Source organism: Anaerotruncus sp. DFI.9.16 (assembly GCF_024461615.1).
Taxonomy (GTDB): Bacteria; Bacillota; Clostridia; order Oscillospirales; family Ruminococcaceae; genus Anaerotruncus; species Anaerotruncus massiliensis.
Map to the genome: position 1 here is coordinate 31,092 of NZ_JANFZX010000005.1, position 14,647 is coordinate 45,738.

Consider the following 14,647-nt stretch of genomic DNA (forward strand, 5'->3'; position numbering starts at 1 on the left):
TTTTTCTGTAAGTAGTAAGTTCCACACCGGCCCCACAGCCGAGTGTCCAGGTTTCCTTTCTAACAGTTCGTATCCACCCGAATAATAGGCCGGTAAAAGTCATAGTCGCCGTTCAGTTCCCTGTCCTTCTGCACTTCCGGCCTGCAGTGGGGCGAACAGGGCAGGTAGCCGAGGAAGATTCCCAGTCCGCCGCAGATATTGCATCCGCCGTCGCCGCCGCAGGTGGTAAACCCTTCGGCCTTCACCACCTCCCGCATATAGGGGTCATAGGCGATGGACAATCCGAAGAAGTTGGGTTCCTCCATATCATACGGCTTATCTTCCTCCTCCCGGCTGTCAAAATGGTGCAGGTGCATGGAGTAGTCCATCCCGTCGCCCCAGGGGAACAGGGTGCGGCACCCGCCGCCGCACAGGTAGGCCCACTCGTCTGCCGTAGGCAGCGAGAGACCCTGCTTTTCCAGCCCGGCAAGGAGTTCATCGTAATCAGTGCGGTTATAGATACAGATCTGAAAGCCCTTTTCCGTCCGCTCAATGCGGGCTGACTGGTGCATAGTAAGGCTGTCAAGGTCGCTCCAGGCAAACTCCCGGAACTTCTTCAGCCAGTCAGGGTGGGCAGTCAATCTGGGATCGTCCATTGTGACCGTCTCCCAGCAGAGTTCCTCCAGCTCCCGGCCTACCAGCATAGGGCCAATGGCTGTCTGCCGAACGGGAGCCATGCTTTCCCGGATCATCTCCTCCGGATCCTGTTCCATCTCCCATTCCTGGAACAGATCGTCCAGCTCCTCCCGGCTGTCGGAGTTCAGTCCCACGGCAAACCGGTCCCAGCCCAGGGTGACGGTATCGCCGGGGACAAAGACGAACTCCCGGCCGTCCCTTTCAAACACGCCGGTGGTGCAGCTCTGCCCCCAGCGGTCAAAGGTATGTAGGCCCAGAAAGGCCATATCATAACGAGCGGCCAGGCGCTCCATCAGCACCTGCTTCTCGGTGGTTTCCATTTGATTGAATTGGGTGCGAAATAGTTTTTCGTTCATGGGAGACCTCCTACAGTCGATCCAGATTCTCCTGTAAATCGCCCTGCATCAAATGCTGGGCAATGGCTCGGTTCAATTCACTTCGAGGGTAGTAGGACGCCTGCTCTACATCGTGGAGGCACTCCTCCATCAATGCCTCTGGAGAAACGCCCTTCCGCTTGCCATAGAGGTGGCCGAAGGCATAGCATACTGATTTGAGAAAGCCAAAAATATAGTCGTGATTTCCGCGCATACTGGGTAGATCATTGAACGAGCCCATGCCACCGTATGCCCGAAGATGGTGGGCAACCTCCCGCCGCTGGGTCCAGTCCTGAATGTCCCGCTCCAGCCAGTCAATCCAGTTTTGGAACTCTGGATGGTCTGCCTGAAGGATGGAGCGCAGACAGGTCAGAGCCTCGGTATAAATATCGGTCTGCTTCATTGGCCACCGCCCCCCAAAATACCTCCATAGAGAACGCCGTCTTTTCCGAGGAACAGCATCTGGCTGCGAAGCAGGCTGCACCGCTCCACAGCGACCTTGTTTCCGTCACAGGTGGGAATAGCCTTCTGTTTTTTCCCAAGGCGACCACCATGAGCAGTAAGGAAGTAGAATTTGTTGTGTTCCTGATACCCGCCCTGAAACAGAAAAGTATCACCAGACGGGGCAACAGAAAAAGCTCCGCTTCCTTCGATTGGCGGTTCAAACACAAGATCCTCTTTGAAGTTCGTCCGCACCAGCCGGAATTCATTGTAATAATAGAACCACAGGTTTTCTTCTTCGTCCAGGCTAATGGCGTAGCAGTCGTAGATGGGATACTTCTCATTCTTCCAGAGAGGAGTTCCCTCCGATGTCCATGCAATCAGGCCGCAAGCACCCAGAGGTTCATCCCAACCGTAATTACCAAATACACCTTCATCAAAGTAGCTGGTAATGATGGTGCCATCTTTTTTTACCACACAGTCTTGAATACCATCCCCCAGGCAGAAACGGGACAGCACAGCTCCGTCCCGGCTGACGATCCAGGCGTTCTGGTCGGGGCCGCTTTCCCGGTAGGCAGACCGTGCCCTAAACAACAGGAACTTCTCACCAATGGCCCGCACATAACGAAACTGGAATTTTAGACGCCCCAGTGGAAATACTGCTATGTCCAGAATTTCTCCACCTGCCCAGTCCATTTTTAACCCCACTGCTGTGTAGCCAGCGGGGGTCTTTGCAGTAATTTTATCTTGGGATTCTGCCATCTGTTTGAAAAGCAAATAGACATTCTGATCCCAACCTACAGAGAAGTCAGACAACACAGCATCCTCCAGATGGGTTTCCTGTCGTAGCTCGTTCAGGTCGAGGATGGGGAACAGCGGCAGGATTTTGGCTTTTATAGATTGGTTCATTGGATCTCCTCCTGGTTACTTTAACGCTCCATCATAGGTGTGAGTTTCCCAGATGGCCTCAAATTCTGCTTTCTCTATTACACAGGCGTGGAATTCCTCGCCCCAGACATGGGCGTTCAATTCCTCCACGGTGGGGATCGGCGTGATCTCGATGACACCGTCGTAAAGGTCAGGGATGTTGCGGGTGCTGCCATCCGCAAAGATGTCGATGGAGCGGAGGGCCAGCCGCTCATTTTCGGTATCCACTTCATAGAGGATGACCGATGGTTCACCCTCCGGTGCGCCCTCCCAAAAGAGCTTGATGTACTCGATCTTGCCCAGATAGGTCCGCATCGTTTTTTCATTGTCACAGGCCGCCCGGATCATTTTGGACAGTAGCATCAAATCGTCGATGTATTGGGAGTACACGCAGAACACATCTTCGTCGGAGTCGAAGTGAAACAGATCCACGCCGCTGTTATTTTCCTCAAACTCCCGGATCACGCCCCGAACAAGCCGTTCCCAGTCTTCGCTACTGCCGCTCAGTCCCAGCCTGCGGAATTCCTCCGTCCGGAATCCGTCGCTGATTTTCAGAAGAAGGGAGATCGCATAGGGGTGGTGAGGAATGAGAAAGAACGGCGCGATTTGCTCCGGCTTCACCCAGATTTTGAAGGGCGGACGCGGATCGGGTATCCAGGGCAGCATCTCCCACTGGTCGTCCGGTCTGTTTCCGTATTGGGAAAAGTCTTTCATGTCTTCCCTCCCTTTCCAGCATATCAGGAACTGAGCTGTCCCCCATTTATCGACTGGAAAATCCTGCGGCCCGCCAGCAACTCCTCCAACTTCTTGGCCAGAGCCTCCACAATAGCGTGGCAGGGATTCTCAACCCCCACGATCTCCAGCTTTTGCAGCTCGACGCAGTGGAGCGTTCCATAGAAGCCCAGCATGAAGTCCGTCAATTCAGCAATCATCTGGTAGCCTTCCATGTTGCTCACATCCGTCTGACCTTCTTTTGCGGTCATCAGACCGATAATCCCCACCGCCACAGTAAAGGCGCCGCAGCAGGAGTGCTCGGTCTGCATCCCAAGGCCCATGACGGAGAACATTTTCCTGGTCTCCTCGGACAAATTCAGATGGTAATATTCATTGCAGGCCATGAACATCGCCTCGGCGCAGGTCAGTTCCGTGCCGATGTGGTAGTGGTTGACCAGTTCATAGAGTTTCATTGTTGCCATACCATACTCCAATCGCAAAGCATTTCGTTCTCTGTCACCCGGCGCAGCGCGTCCCGCACTTCCATCAGCGCAAAGCCCAGCAGATTTTGTCCCCGCCACTTCATGGGGTCCTGAGCCTCCGGGGAGCTGGCCGCGAGGCGGATGCCCCAGATGGCATCATAGGGGCTGGCCTCCACCAGCACGCTGTCCCCGGTGGAAAGGAGAAACTCCCGCAGTTCGCGGTTCTGGCTGAATTTGTGCCAGTTGCCAAGCAGCACAATGGCGTACTTGAACTTGTCCCATACCTTCTGATCAAAGCCCCGCACCTTGCGGCCCAGGGCCTTGATCTGCTTTTGGTCGCTGCATTTCAAAATCTGGTCTCGGATCTCTTTGTCACCAAACAGCTCGGCCTTGGCAGCCATCATATACTGCTCCATGCAGAGGTAGGAGTCAGCCGTCGTATAGAAGTCCTCCATCCACCACTGGCTGAGGCAGCTTTTTGTCAGCTGGCCGTCCTCGGAAGGCTGATGGCCCCAGAACAGGCACAGCTCCCGCTTCCGCCCGGCGGCAAACTCCTGCTGGAGCCACTGGCGGGTGTACTTGGGCTGGCCTTCCGGCTGCCACGCATCCACCAAGAAGTCACCATGCTCCAGCATCTCGCTGCTGTCCTCGTCATCCCACCAGCCCTTCCAGGTCACAGGCTCGGGAAAGAGGGTGCGGTATTCCGTCCGCTCCTCCGGGGAGAGGGTGTCCAGCCAATCGCCAAATCGGTATATGTAATCCTCCCCATAGCCCATGCGCCAGCCAATGGAGTATCGCTCGATCTCCCGGTGGGCCAGCCAAGGGGGAGGCATGATTTTCTTATCTTGTAGTGCCATATTGTTTTCCTCATTTCTCTTGCAGCTTCTTCAGCAGCTTCACGATCCGCTCCCGGTTCTTTGCGGTTTTCATGAATGTGGGGAGATGATCTGCCTGGGTCTTTTTCTGGCTTCCCGATGGCTTTTCTCGCAGGTCGGCACTGAGATAGCCGATCAGATAGGCAAGGTGCTCCCGGTTGAGGGCCCAGACCGGCTTCCCCTGGAATGAGGTCAAAAACCACAGTTCCAGGCCGAACCAGGGGTCCTTGCCGCCCTGAATCTCTGCACCATAGGAGAAAGCCTCCGCCGTCTTATGTACTTCGCCCGGCATGGTTGCCCCGCAATAGGGGCAGGCCACATGGAGAACGGGAAAGTGCTGCCTTGCCCCATCTTCAATATCCACCCGATAGTACCTGCCGCAGTTTTTGCACTGGTTATGGACATCATAGCGGTAGATCGTCCGGTCGCGGGTCTCCTGATGGCCGCAGCTCAAGCAGCGGAAATAGGCGTTGTCATCGTCCGCTGTCACCACACCCGCGCCATGGCACTTGGGGCATTTTACCTGGATGCCGGTGGTGAAGGCGCTGTAGGCACTATGGGTGAAATAGGGTTCATCGATGATTCGGCTCATGCGCCCACACACTCCTTTCCATTCAAGGCTCGGCGGACAGCTTTTTTTCATCTCCGTCAGGTCTTTTTCATCTAAACCGTATGCCTGATCTATCAGATTCGCATACCGATCTACATACTGCGAGAACTCTGCTTCACAGTGCAAATCAAACAGCAGCAGGCAGCCGTTGTGGAATATAACAGGATCAGGCTCCGGCTTTTCGCCCTCGACAGCTGCCAGACGAAGCACCTCATCGGCAATGGTAAGTCGCTCTGACTGGTCTTTGATTTTAGACAATGCCATTCGCGCATAAGCGGCAATCTCATCCTGTTCCTGTAGGGCAATCGCTGTCAGTTCTTTCAGAACTAAGAGGAGGGCTTTTTCGTCCCACATCTCTGTGCTGCGCAGAAGATTTACTACCAGCATTCTTCTGTGAATATCACGATTCTCCCAAGAGTCCAGCTCCAGCAGCAAATCCTTTTGCTTTTTTTGATCTGGTTCATGGGCCCAATCAAACAGCTTTGCCCGAAAAACCTGATAGGCCGACATCATTTCCATCCATGCCGAGCTATGATCCTTGCTGAACTCTATCATGTTACTCGTTCTCCTCAAAAATCACGAAGTTCATCAAACTTCTCAATCATGGAATCTTTCTGGAGCGCATCACCCGGCAGGGCATCCAGGATACCCCGCAGGGCCATATAAATTTCATCCCGCTCCTCGGTTTCGATAAAGCCCATCTTGTTGAAGGTTTGGGTGTAGGCTTCCACCGCCTCCAGTGCCTGAGTCTGGGAGTCTTCGCCCGGCTCAGCGGCCAGCTTCATCAGCTGGGAACGGGTCTTGCGGTATTGATTGGCTGCCTTTTTCGCAGCAGCGGCAGGAATGTGTTCAGCACCGTCCCAACCTCGGAAAGGATTGTCCAGATTCTGCGCCAGCCACTCCGGTTTTCGTGGTTTGGTGATCCACAAATCCATTCCCGGCTTGCTTTTCCAGAGCTGTTTTGCCACTTTTGCCGCATCCTCCGGCAGACTGGTCATCCAGAACCAGCGAAGCTCCGGCATCTGCTCCGGGGTGGGGATGTCAGCTGCGCCGAAGCCGAACAGGTCGAAGGTGGAGAGGTTCGTCAATTCTCGGAACCCTTCCACGGCGGAGAAGTTCCCCAGGTTTCCCGGCGCGCCCCAGAGCCGCAGTTCCTTCAGGTGGGGATGGACAGCAGCCAGCCCGGTCAGATCAAAGTCCTTCAGCTCGATGCCATGCAGCCCCCGTAGGTTCGGCAGTTCCGTGTGCGGGCGGTATTCCCCGATAAATTGGAGGGTCAAACCGCTGCCATCTTCGGGGGCATGGATGGCACAGGCGTCCGGCCCCTTGTTCTGGAACAGGAGTAGCTCCGTTCCCTCACACAGCCACAGTTCCTCCAGCCCGGTCATATCCAGCATCAGCTTTCTGATGCTGGTGCCTCGCAGATCAAGTGTCCTCTGACCGTGGTTCAGCAAAGTAACTTCATCAACAAAGGGGTTTTCTCGCAAAAACTCCAGCAGATCCGGGTGCCACCGCTCGCAGATGAGTTCGGAGAGACAGGGCAGCGCCTTTAGTTCCAGCGCCGAATCGAATGGTTCGTACTGGTCCGTCACCCGATGGCTGCTGACCTTTACCGGGATACCGCCGATCTCCGTTTGCTCGTCACTGTCCATGGCCTCCTTGAAGGCCCGCCGCCGTTCCTCCGGAATGGCCTGCCACCGGATCTGGAGATACATATCATAGCCGTCACTCCAGCCGCCATAGGAGCGGCAGGGCTGGTCGGTGAAGGGCGGCAGTGTGCCCACCAGTTTATACTGGGGCGGGACCTCCAACGGCACCCGCAGCAGGTGAAGGTCACGGGGCCAGTACATGAAGTCCTTGTAGAGCGGGCGGAGATGGGGCAGTTCCTCCGCAGTCAGAGGGGCGTCGCCCACCCAATCCAGAGAGAGGACCACCGCCCAAGATTCTTTGCTCACCGTGTCCGGCGGCGCAATATAGGCCACCTGGCAGGCGGTGTAGCGTTTCAGATATTGGTTATAGACTGTATAGACCTCTCCGGCGTTGGCTTTCACGGCGCCACGCTCCTCTCATCCGTTCTTTTCCAGATAGAATCCCCATACACAGTTGGAGAACTCCCCGGCGGCAAAGCGGTGGATCTGCCCGTCAATCTCCACCTGCCAGACCTCGAAGGTATGGTCTTGGTGATAGATCGGGTCTTTGACTTTTACTCGCTTGCCGGTGGTTTGCCAGTCGTAGTCAAAGATGTTCACACCGAACAATTTGCATTGACCGTCTGGGCCAAAGGTTTCATATTCCCAAGACATAGGATCAATCTCTTTTCAGTGACTTGATGTACTCGCTCTTAGAGCCGTCCCAGCAGCAGTTCACACACCGGCCATTCAGGAAACGATGGGGACAATTTGGGTAGCCATAGAGGACATGGGCGCATTCCGGGCACAGTCCCATCATCTGTGAGGAGCCTTTGAAAAACAGGCTGCCACACTCATCACAGACGGCCAATTCTTTTTCTGCCATGAGGTTCACCAGTCCCTTTCCCGGATGGCCTCCTCCATATCAATGGGAATGCCAAACCACTTCAAAATGTAGTCTACAGTGACGCCGATGCAGTCCCGGGCCACCGTTTCGATCTCACTGTCGTTCTCGTCAAACTCCTCCTGGAGATCATTGATGCCGCAGACCGCCTCATCCAGCTTTTCCTGCACCACTTCGGTGTCGGTTTCGCCGCTCTCCAGCAGGTCGATGACTTTTTGGAGTTCGTCCTTTACCTTGTCTACCAGAAAAGCAGGATAGTAATCGTCCTGATACATCTCGTCCAGCAGTTTGTAATTGGGGTCAAATGCTTTCATAGGGATTGCTCCTTTCTCATTCAAACATCAAGCCATCTGATTCGGTCAAACTTCCATCGTCCTCATGGAATATACACTGGTACAGAGGCTCACGCTGTGTTGCTTTGCGGAATCGCTCCAGAACCGGAGCCAGTGGCTCACCGGTAGGGATACCAAGAGCATCGGATAGCCGCCGCCAACTGTCCGCGTCAACATCTTCCAAGATGATGCCGCGCTGCCGTTGCCCATATTCCTCCAATGTTTTGAAATCCACATACTCCTTTGCGTTACAATAGTCATGCCAGCAAATACTGTTTACCAGCAGAGAAAAGAGAGCATCCATGTTCTCAGCCAGACGCCCCGCTTGACCTTCGCTGCCGTTATAGCCGATGGAGCCATCCTCCAGCAAATGGTATTCACCGCCTGAGCCATCTCTGGCAAAGGCCATACCGGGCAGTGAGAAGGTGTATCGGCCTTCCGCATCATCCCTTGGGGACAACTCATCCAGCAGGAAGAAGTCAAAAAGGGAATCAAACTTCTCTGCCAAATCGGGGTTTTCATGCAGTGCCTTCAAATAATCCATAGCCGTTTTCCTCCGTCTACTGTTCTGCTTCTAACTCATGTAGCCTTTCCAGCCACAGTGGTTCTTCAATCATCTCATCGTTTTGGTAAAAATGTTCCTTGTCACGGGCCAGATGATCGGCAAGCGGTGGTGCGTCTGGCGGGGTGCATACCGTAAAACTGTCCCGATCCGCCCCCTTAATCTCCCGGTTGAGGTAGTACACCCGCCTGGCATCGCGGGAATACCAGTGACTGAGCAATTCCCATGAGGGAAGATCCGCCTTGGGAAGCTGCTTACCGTAAGCATAGATCCGTTTCTCATCCCTGGCAAAATAGGTGTCGCCCAACGAGCGGAAAGAGGAAACTCCCGCGCCTTTGATGATCTTAACCTTGCCGTCTCCGTTGTGGAAGTAGACCTGCCGGCTGTCCTTTGCATATCCCTGTGGCGCGCCCGAATCGTTCTGGCCATTGTCCAACACCTGGAAGGTTGCCAGCTCTACATCTGGGATTCTCCCGCTGGTAGTGTAGACGGCTGTTTTGTCCATCGCGTAGGCATAGTTTAACACCCGAAACGATGCCGGGTCTGCTCCACGCAGGCGAATCCCGCCGAGAAAGCAGGCCGTAGAGGATTTGCCCCAGTAATGCCAGCAGCAGAAGTCTTTGGGCGAAACACCCTTCAACAAGCCGTTTTCATATAGGCCGGAGAAATAGACGGCTCCATCTTGAAGGAAAAACTCATTGTCCACCGGCTCTGTTCTGGTGATCGGCTGCAGCAGTTCTTCGTGATGATCTGTTATGCTCAGCTCGATCTCATCGTCGCTGTAAACTAAGTAGAGCCCATGAGGGGCCTTTCTGTCGAAATGCAGTTCAATGTCATGATATTTGAGAATCAAAGGTTTTCCGTCGCTTCTCATGGTGGAAACAGCATCAGGATTCCCGAAGATTTCTATGACCTCATCCTGCGATATTCCGAATTTCAGCGGTGAAATGTCCCGCAGATTCTGCAATATTTGATTGCGCCAAATAGTAAAGTCCTGTTTCATAGCTTCCCATCCAGTGCCTCAACCGTTTTCATGGCAGCGGAATCAAATTTACACTGCCGCAGGTCCCGCTCAATCAGGGCAAACACATCTGGAAAGCACTCAATCTCATCCTGGTACTCATATTTCGCATACAGTTTCCCGTACTCAGAGATCCAAACCTCCGCCGGGTAGTAGTAGCCGATATGACCGATGGGCTGGCATTTTTCACCGGCAGCCTGTTCAACCTCTGCCAGTTCACAGCCGGACATATCCCGAAAATAGGCTTCTTCCAAATGATTTTTGATCCCGTTGACCAGGTAAGGGAACAAAGCAAATTGGAAGTCAGCCGCCCAGCTCAGTTTTTTCTGCTCCAGATACCACTCACAGCACAGGCCGAAATACTTGCGGTAAAACCGCTGGGTGGACTTCATCATCGGGGCACCATGCTCGGCGTAATACTTTTCCGCAATGGAGATGTCCACTTTTCGCCCTTCCTGCCATCCGGCGTACTCCATCAGCTGATTGATCTTGCTTTTGAGATCGCCGGAGATGGAGATGCGTTCTTTGATCATAGGGTATCTCCTCAGCTTTCATGAGTAATACAGAAAATCTCCTGGTTCAAGTCAAAGTAGATCACCAACAGCTCGTCGGTGATCTCCGGGTTGAAGGACAGATCCATAATGAAAACTTGTTGATTCATCTCGTCATCTACCAGACTGCCGAACCGCTTGAGCTTCAAAAAGTCCACCATCTCGGCAAAGGACAGCTTGGATGGGTCGGTTCCCGGAAATAGTTCCGCCGCGATCTCAGGGGGCACCTCATCCCGGTGGAACTGCATGAAGTACGTCACGAGGCTGTGATAGGGGCTGTCCTCATCCGCCAGCGCCGCTTTGATAGCGGCTTTGGCCTTCTCCGCCAATTTCTCCGCCTCATCCAGCATTTTTCCCACCGCATCCATGGCAGCAGGATCGCCGGTCAGTTCTTCCTCTACATCGAAGATAAAGGGTAGTCCCGAATCATCGGGAAAGGTGAAGATTTCCTCGCCAGGGGTATATGTAAAATCAATGCGTTTACAGCTCAGTTTCATAATGTTATCCTCCTTACCCCTCAATGTTGGCAGTTTTGAGGCCCTTTTTCAAGGAGCCGTAGACCGTCACCGCATGGTCGGTGAACATCTCGTCGCAGTCAAACCAGGCAGTGAAGCTGCCGCCGGAGGTGACGGACAGACTCGTCAGGCTGATCCGTTGGGCCAGTTCGTCCTCTGTGATGGGGTCGGTTTTCGGATTGCGGGGGTTTTCCTCATCTTGGGAGAGCCAGTTGTTGGCCAGCTCGGTCAGGTTCTTGGCTGCAAGCTCCCGCATGGCCTTGTCCCAGGTGTCACAGTCGGCCAGCAGCTTCTTGGCGGCACTGCGAGCGCGGGTCCAGGAGGGCTTGCTCTCGGCATTGACTTCCAGAGAAAGGCTCACATCCTTTCCGCACCACTGGATTTCGCCCTCGAAGGTATCATAGTCCTTGTCCAGTGTCAGTTCTCCCAGCACCTGGTCCTGGATCACCACCGGCTTGTGGTATTCCTCCAGAACGGCCTGGAGTTCCGGGCAGTCCTCGTGGGCCTTGACCACCTGGGAGATACACCAGGGCTGCACCACCAGGTCCTTTGCCCATTCTTCCTTCATCCGGCGGATCTTCAGGCGGCAGATCTGCTCCTTGCCAAAGCGTCCCCAGCCCTTATCGCTATTGCGTTCCTCCTCGGTGACCGGCCACTCCAGCCGCTCCTCTTTGGTGCTGACCTTGCCGGTGTCACAGAACACGATACCCAGCGTCACAACGGTCATTTCCCAAAACTTGCCTTTCCAGTTATATCCGCCCCCAATGCAGCGATTGATCAGAGCGACCACTTCCTGCTCCTCGGGCTCGTACATCTCATAGAATTCTTCAAACATCGGTGCAGCCTCCTTTACAGCAGTTTCAGTACCTCGGCAGCGGGCTTGGAAAACTCTGCCGGGACTTGCTCCAATACATCCTGGTAGGCTTTCACCGCCTGCCAGGAGTAGTAATAGAAGCTATAGAACAGGTCATCGGGGAAGACCTCGTCCTCCTCGTAGCGCATCTCATCTTCTTCCTCGTCGTATTCCTCCGACCACAGGTATTCTTCCCTCAGCAGATCGGAGAACATTGGCAGCGGCTCGGCGTGTTCCATCTCATCCCCGTCGTGGAAGCACTGGAGGATGCAGGAGAAGAAGTCCAGCAGTTCCCCGGCCAGGAAATGGGCCACAGGGTTCTGCCCGCTCTCTGCGATGGCCTTCTCCAGAATTCGGCACAGGAACACCATGCCAAAGGGGGTAGTGTGCCACAGGGTACTCTGGTGCTCCATGTTGGTGGTGAGCTCATAGAGGGACTTTTTGACAGACGCCAAATCACGCATCTGCTCCAGCACTGTCAGGTGTGCGGGAAACTCTGTCCCCCGGCCATAGGCGGTGGTGAGCCGGTGCCACGGGACATCCGTGACCTTGAGATGGGTGATATAGGTTCTGTTTTCTTCTGTCATGTTGCCGCCCTCCTTATTCCGTTATCTGGCTGCGGTACTCCTTCTCCAGCGCGGTGTACCACCGTTTCAGCATGGTTTCCAGACTGGTTTTTCCTTTGCGATCTGTAAAAACAAGGAACTTTTGCAGCAGTCTGGGGAATAGATATTTGCCCGCTGTTGTCAGATCCTGATTGAGATAGACCATTCTAAGGATACGGCCCTGTCGGTCCAGAGGGTTCTTTTTCAGCAGTTCCTTTTCAAAGCAGAAGCGCAGGAATACCACATTCTCGTCGTAGAAGTCCTCCACCACAGCCGCGCCAATGCTGGTGTATGTGATGTCGTACACCAACCGGCTCCAGTCAAATTTCTCAGCATAGAGCAATTTCAGCGCCTTCGCCCAGTGTTCCTCCGGGATCACCAGCATCCTGTGCTGGGCGGTGCTGGAGTATCCGCGATAGACGGGGTCCGGCTGCCCCAGCAGCTCGCTCACACTGTCGGTATAAACGAAGCACAGCTCCTCATCGAACAGGCCGCCGATAAAGTTGCCGTTGCAGTACAACATATAATTCTTGGACTTGGCCGGAGAATAAGAGAGGTTATATTCCTGCGAGTCCAGGCTTTTATGTACCTTGTTCAGAAAGTCTATTGATGTCATGGCTTTACTCCTCAAACTCGCCTTCAATCATCCCGTTCAGATACCGGCCGGGATCTGCGATGAAGTCATCCCATTTGGCCAGAGGGTGGAATTCCTCATGCTCGATGTCCAGATACCACAGCTTTTTGTCCCTGGGGCTCCACAGCAGCAGGTAGTCGCTGTAGTTGTCCATCTGCACCATGAGGGAGAGCAGCTTCTTCCGTTTCCAGGTCATCTCCTGCACATCCATGAAGGAGTAGAGCTCCGCCCACTTCACCCATTCCTGATCCGGAAACTCCAGCCGCAGGGGGCCGGTCTTCAAGTATTCCACCAGCTTGGCGGGTAGCTTGTAGGGCATGAGCTGCCGGATCTTTTCCTGCTCGTTGTGCCATTCCTCTGGCTCCAGGGCCTTCAGGTAGTCGGCCATCTCTTGATTCTTGTTTTGAACTGCCACACTGTAGGGACGGTCACCGTATTTGTCAACAAGGGTGATATCCGCTCCCTGTTCCACCAGCCAGCGCACCATGGAGAAATTGTTGGAGCGGGCGGCCTCGGTGACAGGGGTGGAGGCGTAAGGGAACACCATGTCCGGCTTGTGGTAATTGATATCCGCCCCTTTTTCCAGCAGCAGTTTGGCAAGCTCGGCCTGTCCATCGGACACCGCCGCCCGGAATGCCTCGCTGCCAAACTTGTCCACAGTGATCCCGGCTTGCTCCAGCACCTGGATATTCTCCGGGCGCTTGCCCCAGCGCACTTCCTGGAAGGCCCGCTCTTTCTGCTTCAGGCTGAGTTTTGCGGCCTGTCCAGCAAAGAGCGCCACCACCTCCGGCCCGCAGCAGCGGGCGGCGGTGAGCAGCAGGGGCTGTTCCTCTGCCAGACTGGGATCAGCTCCATGCTCCAGCAGGAAGTGGATCATGGGCACATCATTCCGAAAAACCGCGATCTCCAATGGCATCAGCTTGATGTATTCGCTGAGCTGGATGGGAACATCCAAATCCAGACCGCCCTGGAGCAACGCCTCCAGCTTGGGAGTATCATGGTCACAGATGGCGGCAGCCGTTTCCGGGAGGGTCTCCCAGCGGCCAATATATGCAATTTGGTACATAAGGCACCTACTTTCGTTGTGGCTTTACTTTATATGGTATCGTCCGGCCCAGCACCCGGCCCTTACCAACGACATTGGCTCCCTCATAGATCAAAAATTCCGCATTGTTTTCCAGCGGGCCGTAGTCCACAGTGTCCGGGTAGAGGGGCTGAGCATTCCCCAAAGCCGTTTCATCAAATGCACAACGCTCCGTTCCATCCAGGAAGCACACACCCAGATATTCATTGGTTCCTGTGACAACAAAATGGGGACGATACTTTCCACTGACCAGGCTGGGGGGAGACTTTCTCTTGCCGCCCCAGAAGATGACCTCCACATGGAGCACCGCCCGGTTTTCATCTGTCCCAATCATGCTGCATCACTCCTATCCCACAATAGTGGTCTCCTCGACGGCCAGATTGTCGTAATCCATGGCGATCAGTTTCTCGGCGGCCTCCGGGGTACACATGAACCAGGTGCTTACGCCCCAGGCGTCCGACCTTGTGACCGTGAAAAAGTCGGTTTCAGCGGGAACCGGATTTCTTGCGTCACGATAGTGGTCGGAGTAGAGATACACCAGATCCACCTCACGCTCCGGCAGCCACTTGGCCCGGCGCGCACGGGGTTTACCATTTTTCAAAGTCTTTTCTCTGGGGTTCTCAAACCACGCCAGCTCCTTGAGCTTCAGACCGGTGAAGATATCCATGAGCCGCTGGGCAATCTCCCGGTGGGTAAATACTCCGCAGTCCCAGGAGCCCATCAGCCATGTCTTTATAAAGTCGCCCACCTTGCTGCCAGGAGCAGGCGGCCCGTAGACGCTCTCATCCGCCCACATGACCTCTATCTTTTCACATTGATCTGGCCGGGGACAGGACTGCTTGTTGCCATAGCGGTACATG

20 protein-coding genes and 2 pseudogenes are annotated in these 14,647 nt (G+C 54.5%); all 22 read right to left on the bottom strand.

Going from position 1 to position 14,647, the window contains the following annotated elements; translation table 11 throughout:
* Window positions 1-59: 59 nt before the first annotated feature.
* Entirely contained in the window at window positions 60-1,031 is a 972-nt protein-coding gene (locus NE609_RS03840) for a hypothetical protein (protein ID WP_256151792.1), read from the bottom strand.
* A 10-nt stretch (window positions 1,032-1,041) separates the two neighbouring features.
* Entirely contained in the window at window positions 1,042-1,452 is a 411-nt protein-coding gene (locus NE609_RS03845) for a hypothetical protein (RefSeq protein ID WP_256151793.1), read from the bottom strand.
* Window positions 1,449-2,399, bottom strand: coding sequence for a hypothetical protein (locus NE609_RS03850; protein WP_256151794.1), 951 nt, complete (start codon window positions 2,397-2,399; stop codon window positions 1,449-1,451). Before NE609_RS03850 ends, NE609_RS03845 begins: the two co-directional genes overlap by 4 nt.
* Window positions 2,400-2,414: 15 nt before the next feature.
* Window positions 2,415-2,711, bottom strand: a complete 297-nt coding sequence (locus tag NE609_RS03855; RefSeq protein WP_370867134.1) for a hypothetical protein — start codon at window positions 2,709-2,711, stop codon at window positions 2,415-2,417.
* A pseudogene (locus NE609_RS03860) lies at window positions 2,697-3,131 on the bottom strand (Imm51 family immunity protein); the annotation flags it as partial. The pseudogene NE609_RS03860 and the gene NE609_RS03855, both read right to left, overlap by 15 nt.
* 23 nt (window positions 3,132-3,154) lie before the next feature.
* Window positions 3,155-3,613 (bottom strand): C-GCAxxG-C-C family protein, encoded by a 459-nt coding sequence (locus tag NE609_RS03865; protein WP_256151795.1) that lies wholly within the window; start codon window positions 3,611-3,613, stop codon window positions 3,155-3,157.
* The gene (locus NE609_RS03870; protein ID WP_256151796.1) at window positions 3,601-4,470 is read right to left on the bottom strand and encodes an NADAR family protein; all 870 of its coding nucleotides are present in this window, start codon (window positions 4,468-4,470) and stop codon (window positions 3,601-3,603) included. Before NE609_RS03870 ends, NE609_RS03865 begins: the two co-directional genes overlap by 13 nt.
* A gap of 10 nt (window positions 4,471-4,480) precedes the next feature.
* Entirely contained in the window at window positions 4,481-5,653 is a 1,173-nt protein-coding gene (locus NE609_RS03875; protein ID WP_256151797.1) for a hypothetical protein, read from the bottom strand.
* 14 nt (window positions 5,654-5,667) lie between these two features.
* Window positions 5,668-7,149, bottom strand: a complete 1,482-nt coding sequence (locus NE609_RS03880) for a hypothetical protein (RefSeq protein ID WP_256151798.1) — start codon at window positions 7,147-7,149, stop codon at window positions 5,668-5,670.
* Window positions 7,150-7,164: 15 nt separating this feature from the next.
* Window positions 7,165-7,401, bottom strand: coding sequence for a hypothetical protein (locus NE609_RS03885; RefSeq protein WP_256173856.1), 237 nt, complete (start codon window positions 7,399-7,401; stop codon window positions 7,165-7,167).
* A 22-nt stretch (window positions 7,402-7,423) separates the two neighbouring features.
* Window positions 7,424-7,612 (bottom strand): annotated as a pseudogene (locus NE609_RS17735) (DUF4241 domain-containing protein); the annotation flags it as partial.
* Window positions 7,613-7,617: 5 nt separating this feature from the next.
* On the bottom strand, window positions 7,618-7,944 hold the full coding sequence (locus tag NE609_RS03890; protein ID WP_193536958.1) for a DUF5713 family protein: 327 nt from the start codon (window positions 7,942-7,944) through the stop codon (window positions 7,618-7,620).
* A gap of 16 nt (window positions 7,945-7,960) precedes the next feature.
* On the bottom strand, window positions 7,961-8,506 hold the full coding sequence (locus tag NE609_RS03895; protein WP_204801843.1) for a hypothetical protein: 546 nt from the start codon (window positions 8,504-8,506) through the stop codon (window positions 7,961-7,963).
* A gap of 16 nt (window positions 8,507-8,522) precedes the next feature.
* A complete protein-coding gene (locus NE609_RS03900; protein ID WP_256151799.1) occupies window positions 8,523-9,527 on the bottom strand; it encodes a DKNYY domain-containing protein in 1,005 nt (334 codons plus the stop codon).
* On the bottom strand, window positions 9,524-10,078 hold the full coding sequence (locus NE609_RS03905; protein WP_256151800.1) for an SUKH-3 domain-containing protein: 555 nt from the start codon (window positions 10,076-10,078) through the stop codon (window positions 9,524-9,526). The genes NE609_RS03900 and NE609_RS03905 overlap by 4 nt, the downstream gene beginning before the upstream one ends.
* Window positions 10,079-10,089: 11 nt before the next feature.
* The gene (locus NE609_RS03910; protein ID WP_256151801.1) at window positions 10,090-10,593 is read right to left on the bottom strand and encodes a DUF2004 domain-containing protein; all 504 of its coding nucleotides are present in this window, start codon (window positions 10,591-10,593) and stop codon (window positions 10,090-10,092) included.
* A 13-nt stretch (window positions 10,594-10,606) separates the two neighbouring features.
* A complete protein-coding gene (locus NE609_RS03915) occupies window positions 10,607-11,446 on the bottom strand; it encodes a DUF2262 domain-containing protein (RefSeq protein WP_256151802.1) in 840 nt (279 codons plus the stop codon).
* Between the two features lie 14 nt (window positions 11,447-11,460).
* The gene (locus tag NE609_RS03920; protein ID WP_370867131.1) at window positions 11,461-11,919 is read right to left on the bottom strand and encodes a hypothetical protein; all 459 of its coding nucleotides are present in this window, start codon (window positions 11,917-11,919) and stop codon (window positions 11,461-11,463) included.
* Window positions 11,920-12,064: 145 nt separating this feature from the next.
* A complete protein-coding gene (locus tag NE609_RS03925; RefSeq protein ID WP_256151804.1) occupies window positions 12,065-12,685 on the bottom strand; it encodes a hypothetical protein in 621 nt (206 codons plus the stop codon).
* A 4-nt stretch (window positions 12,686-12,689) separates the two neighbouring features.
* The gene (locus NE609_RS03930; RefSeq protein WP_256151805.1) at window positions 12,690-13,769 is read right to left on the bottom strand and encodes an ankyrin repeat domain-containing protein; all 1,080 of its coding nucleotides are present in this window, start codon (window positions 13,767-13,769) and stop codon (window positions 12,690-12,692) included.
* A gap of 7 nt (window positions 13,770-13,776) precedes the next feature.
* Window positions 13,777-14,121: a hypothetical protein gene (locus NE609_RS03935; protein WP_148316778.1), complete on the bottom strand. Its 345-nt coding sequence runs from the start codon at window positions 14,119-14,121 to the stop codon at window positions 13,777-13,779.
* Between the two features lie 12 nt (window positions 14,122-14,133).
* On the bottom strand, window positions 14,134-14,646 hold the full coding sequence (locus tag NE609_RS03940) for a hypothetical protein (RefSeq protein WP_256151806.1): 513 nt from the start codon (window positions 14,644-14,646) through the stop codon (window positions 14,134-14,136).
* Between the last annotated feature and the right edge of the window lies 1 nt (window position 14,647).

Excerpts from the sequence above, each read along its gene's own strand:
- NE609_RS03845 (WP_256151793.1), bottom strand. The coding sequence starts at position 1,452 with ATGAAGCAGACCGATATTTATACCGAGGCTCTGACCTGTCTGCGCTCC.
- NE609_RS03870 (WP_256151796.1), bottom strand. The coding sequence starts at position 4,470 with ATGGCACTACAAGATAAGAAAATCATGCCTCCCCCTTGGCTGGCCCAC.
- NE609_RS03915 (WP_256151802.1), bottom strand. The coding sequence starts at position 11,446 with ATGTTTGAAGAATTCTATGAGATGTACGAGCCCGAGGAGCAGGAAGTG.
- NE609_RS03840 (WP_256151792.1), bottom strand. The coding sequence starts at position 1,031 with ATGAACGAAAAACTATTTCGCACCCAATTCAATCAAATGGAAACCACC.
- NE609_RS03890 (WP_193536958.1), bottom strand. The coding sequence starts at position 7,944 with ATGAAAGCATTTGACCCCAATTACAAACTGCTGGACGAGATGTATCAG.
- NE609_RS03850 (WP_256151794.1), bottom strand. The coding sequence starts at position 2,399 with ATGAACCAATCTATAAAAGCCAAAATCCTGCCGCTGTTCCCCATCCTC.
- NE609_RS03875 (WP_256151797.1), bottom strand. The coding sequence starts at position 5,653 with ATGATAGAGTTCAGCAAGGATCATAGCTCGGCATGGATGGAAATGATG.
- NE609_RS03865 (WP_256151795.1), bottom strand. The coding sequence starts at position 3,613 with ATGGCAACAATGAAACTCTATGAACTGGTCAACCACTACCACATCGGC.
- NE609_RS03885 (WP_256173856.1), bottom strand. The coding sequence starts at position 7,401 with ATGTCTTGGGAATATGAAACCTTTGGCCCAGACGGTCAATGCAAATTG.
- NE609_RS03925 (WP_256151804.1), bottom strand. The coding sequence starts at position 12,685 with ATGACATCAATAGACTTTCTGAACAAGGTACATAAAAGCCTGGACTCG.
- NE609_RS03910 (WP_256151801.1), bottom strand. The coding sequence starts at position 10,593 with ATGAAACTGAGCTGTAAACGCATTGATTTTACATATACCCCTGGCGAG.
- NE609_RS03930 (WP_256151805.1), bottom strand. The coding sequence starts at position 13,769 with ATGTACCAAATTGCATATATTGGCCGCTGGGAGACCCTCCCGGAAACG.
- NE609_RS03895 (WP_204801843.1), bottom strand. The coding sequence starts at position 8,506 with ATGGATTATTTGAAGGCACTGCATGAAAACCCCGATTTGGCAGAGAAG.
- NE609_RS03905 (WP_256151800.1), bottom strand. The coding sequence starts at position 10,078 with ATGATCAAAGAACGCATCTCCATCTCCGGCGATCTCAAAAGCAAGATC.
- NE609_RS03935 (WP_148316778.1), bottom strand. The coding sequence starts at position 14,121 with ATGATTGGGACAGATGAAAACCGGGCGGTGCTCCATGTGGAGGTCATC.
- NE609_RS03900 (WP_256151799.1), bottom strand. The coding sequence starts at position 9,527 with ATGAAACAGGACTTTACTATTTGGCGCAATCAAATATTGCAGAATCTG.
- NE609_RS03940 (WP_256151806.1), bottom strand. The coding sequence starts at position 14,646 with ATGTACCGCTATGGCAACAAGCAGTCCTGTCCCCGGCCAGATCAATGT.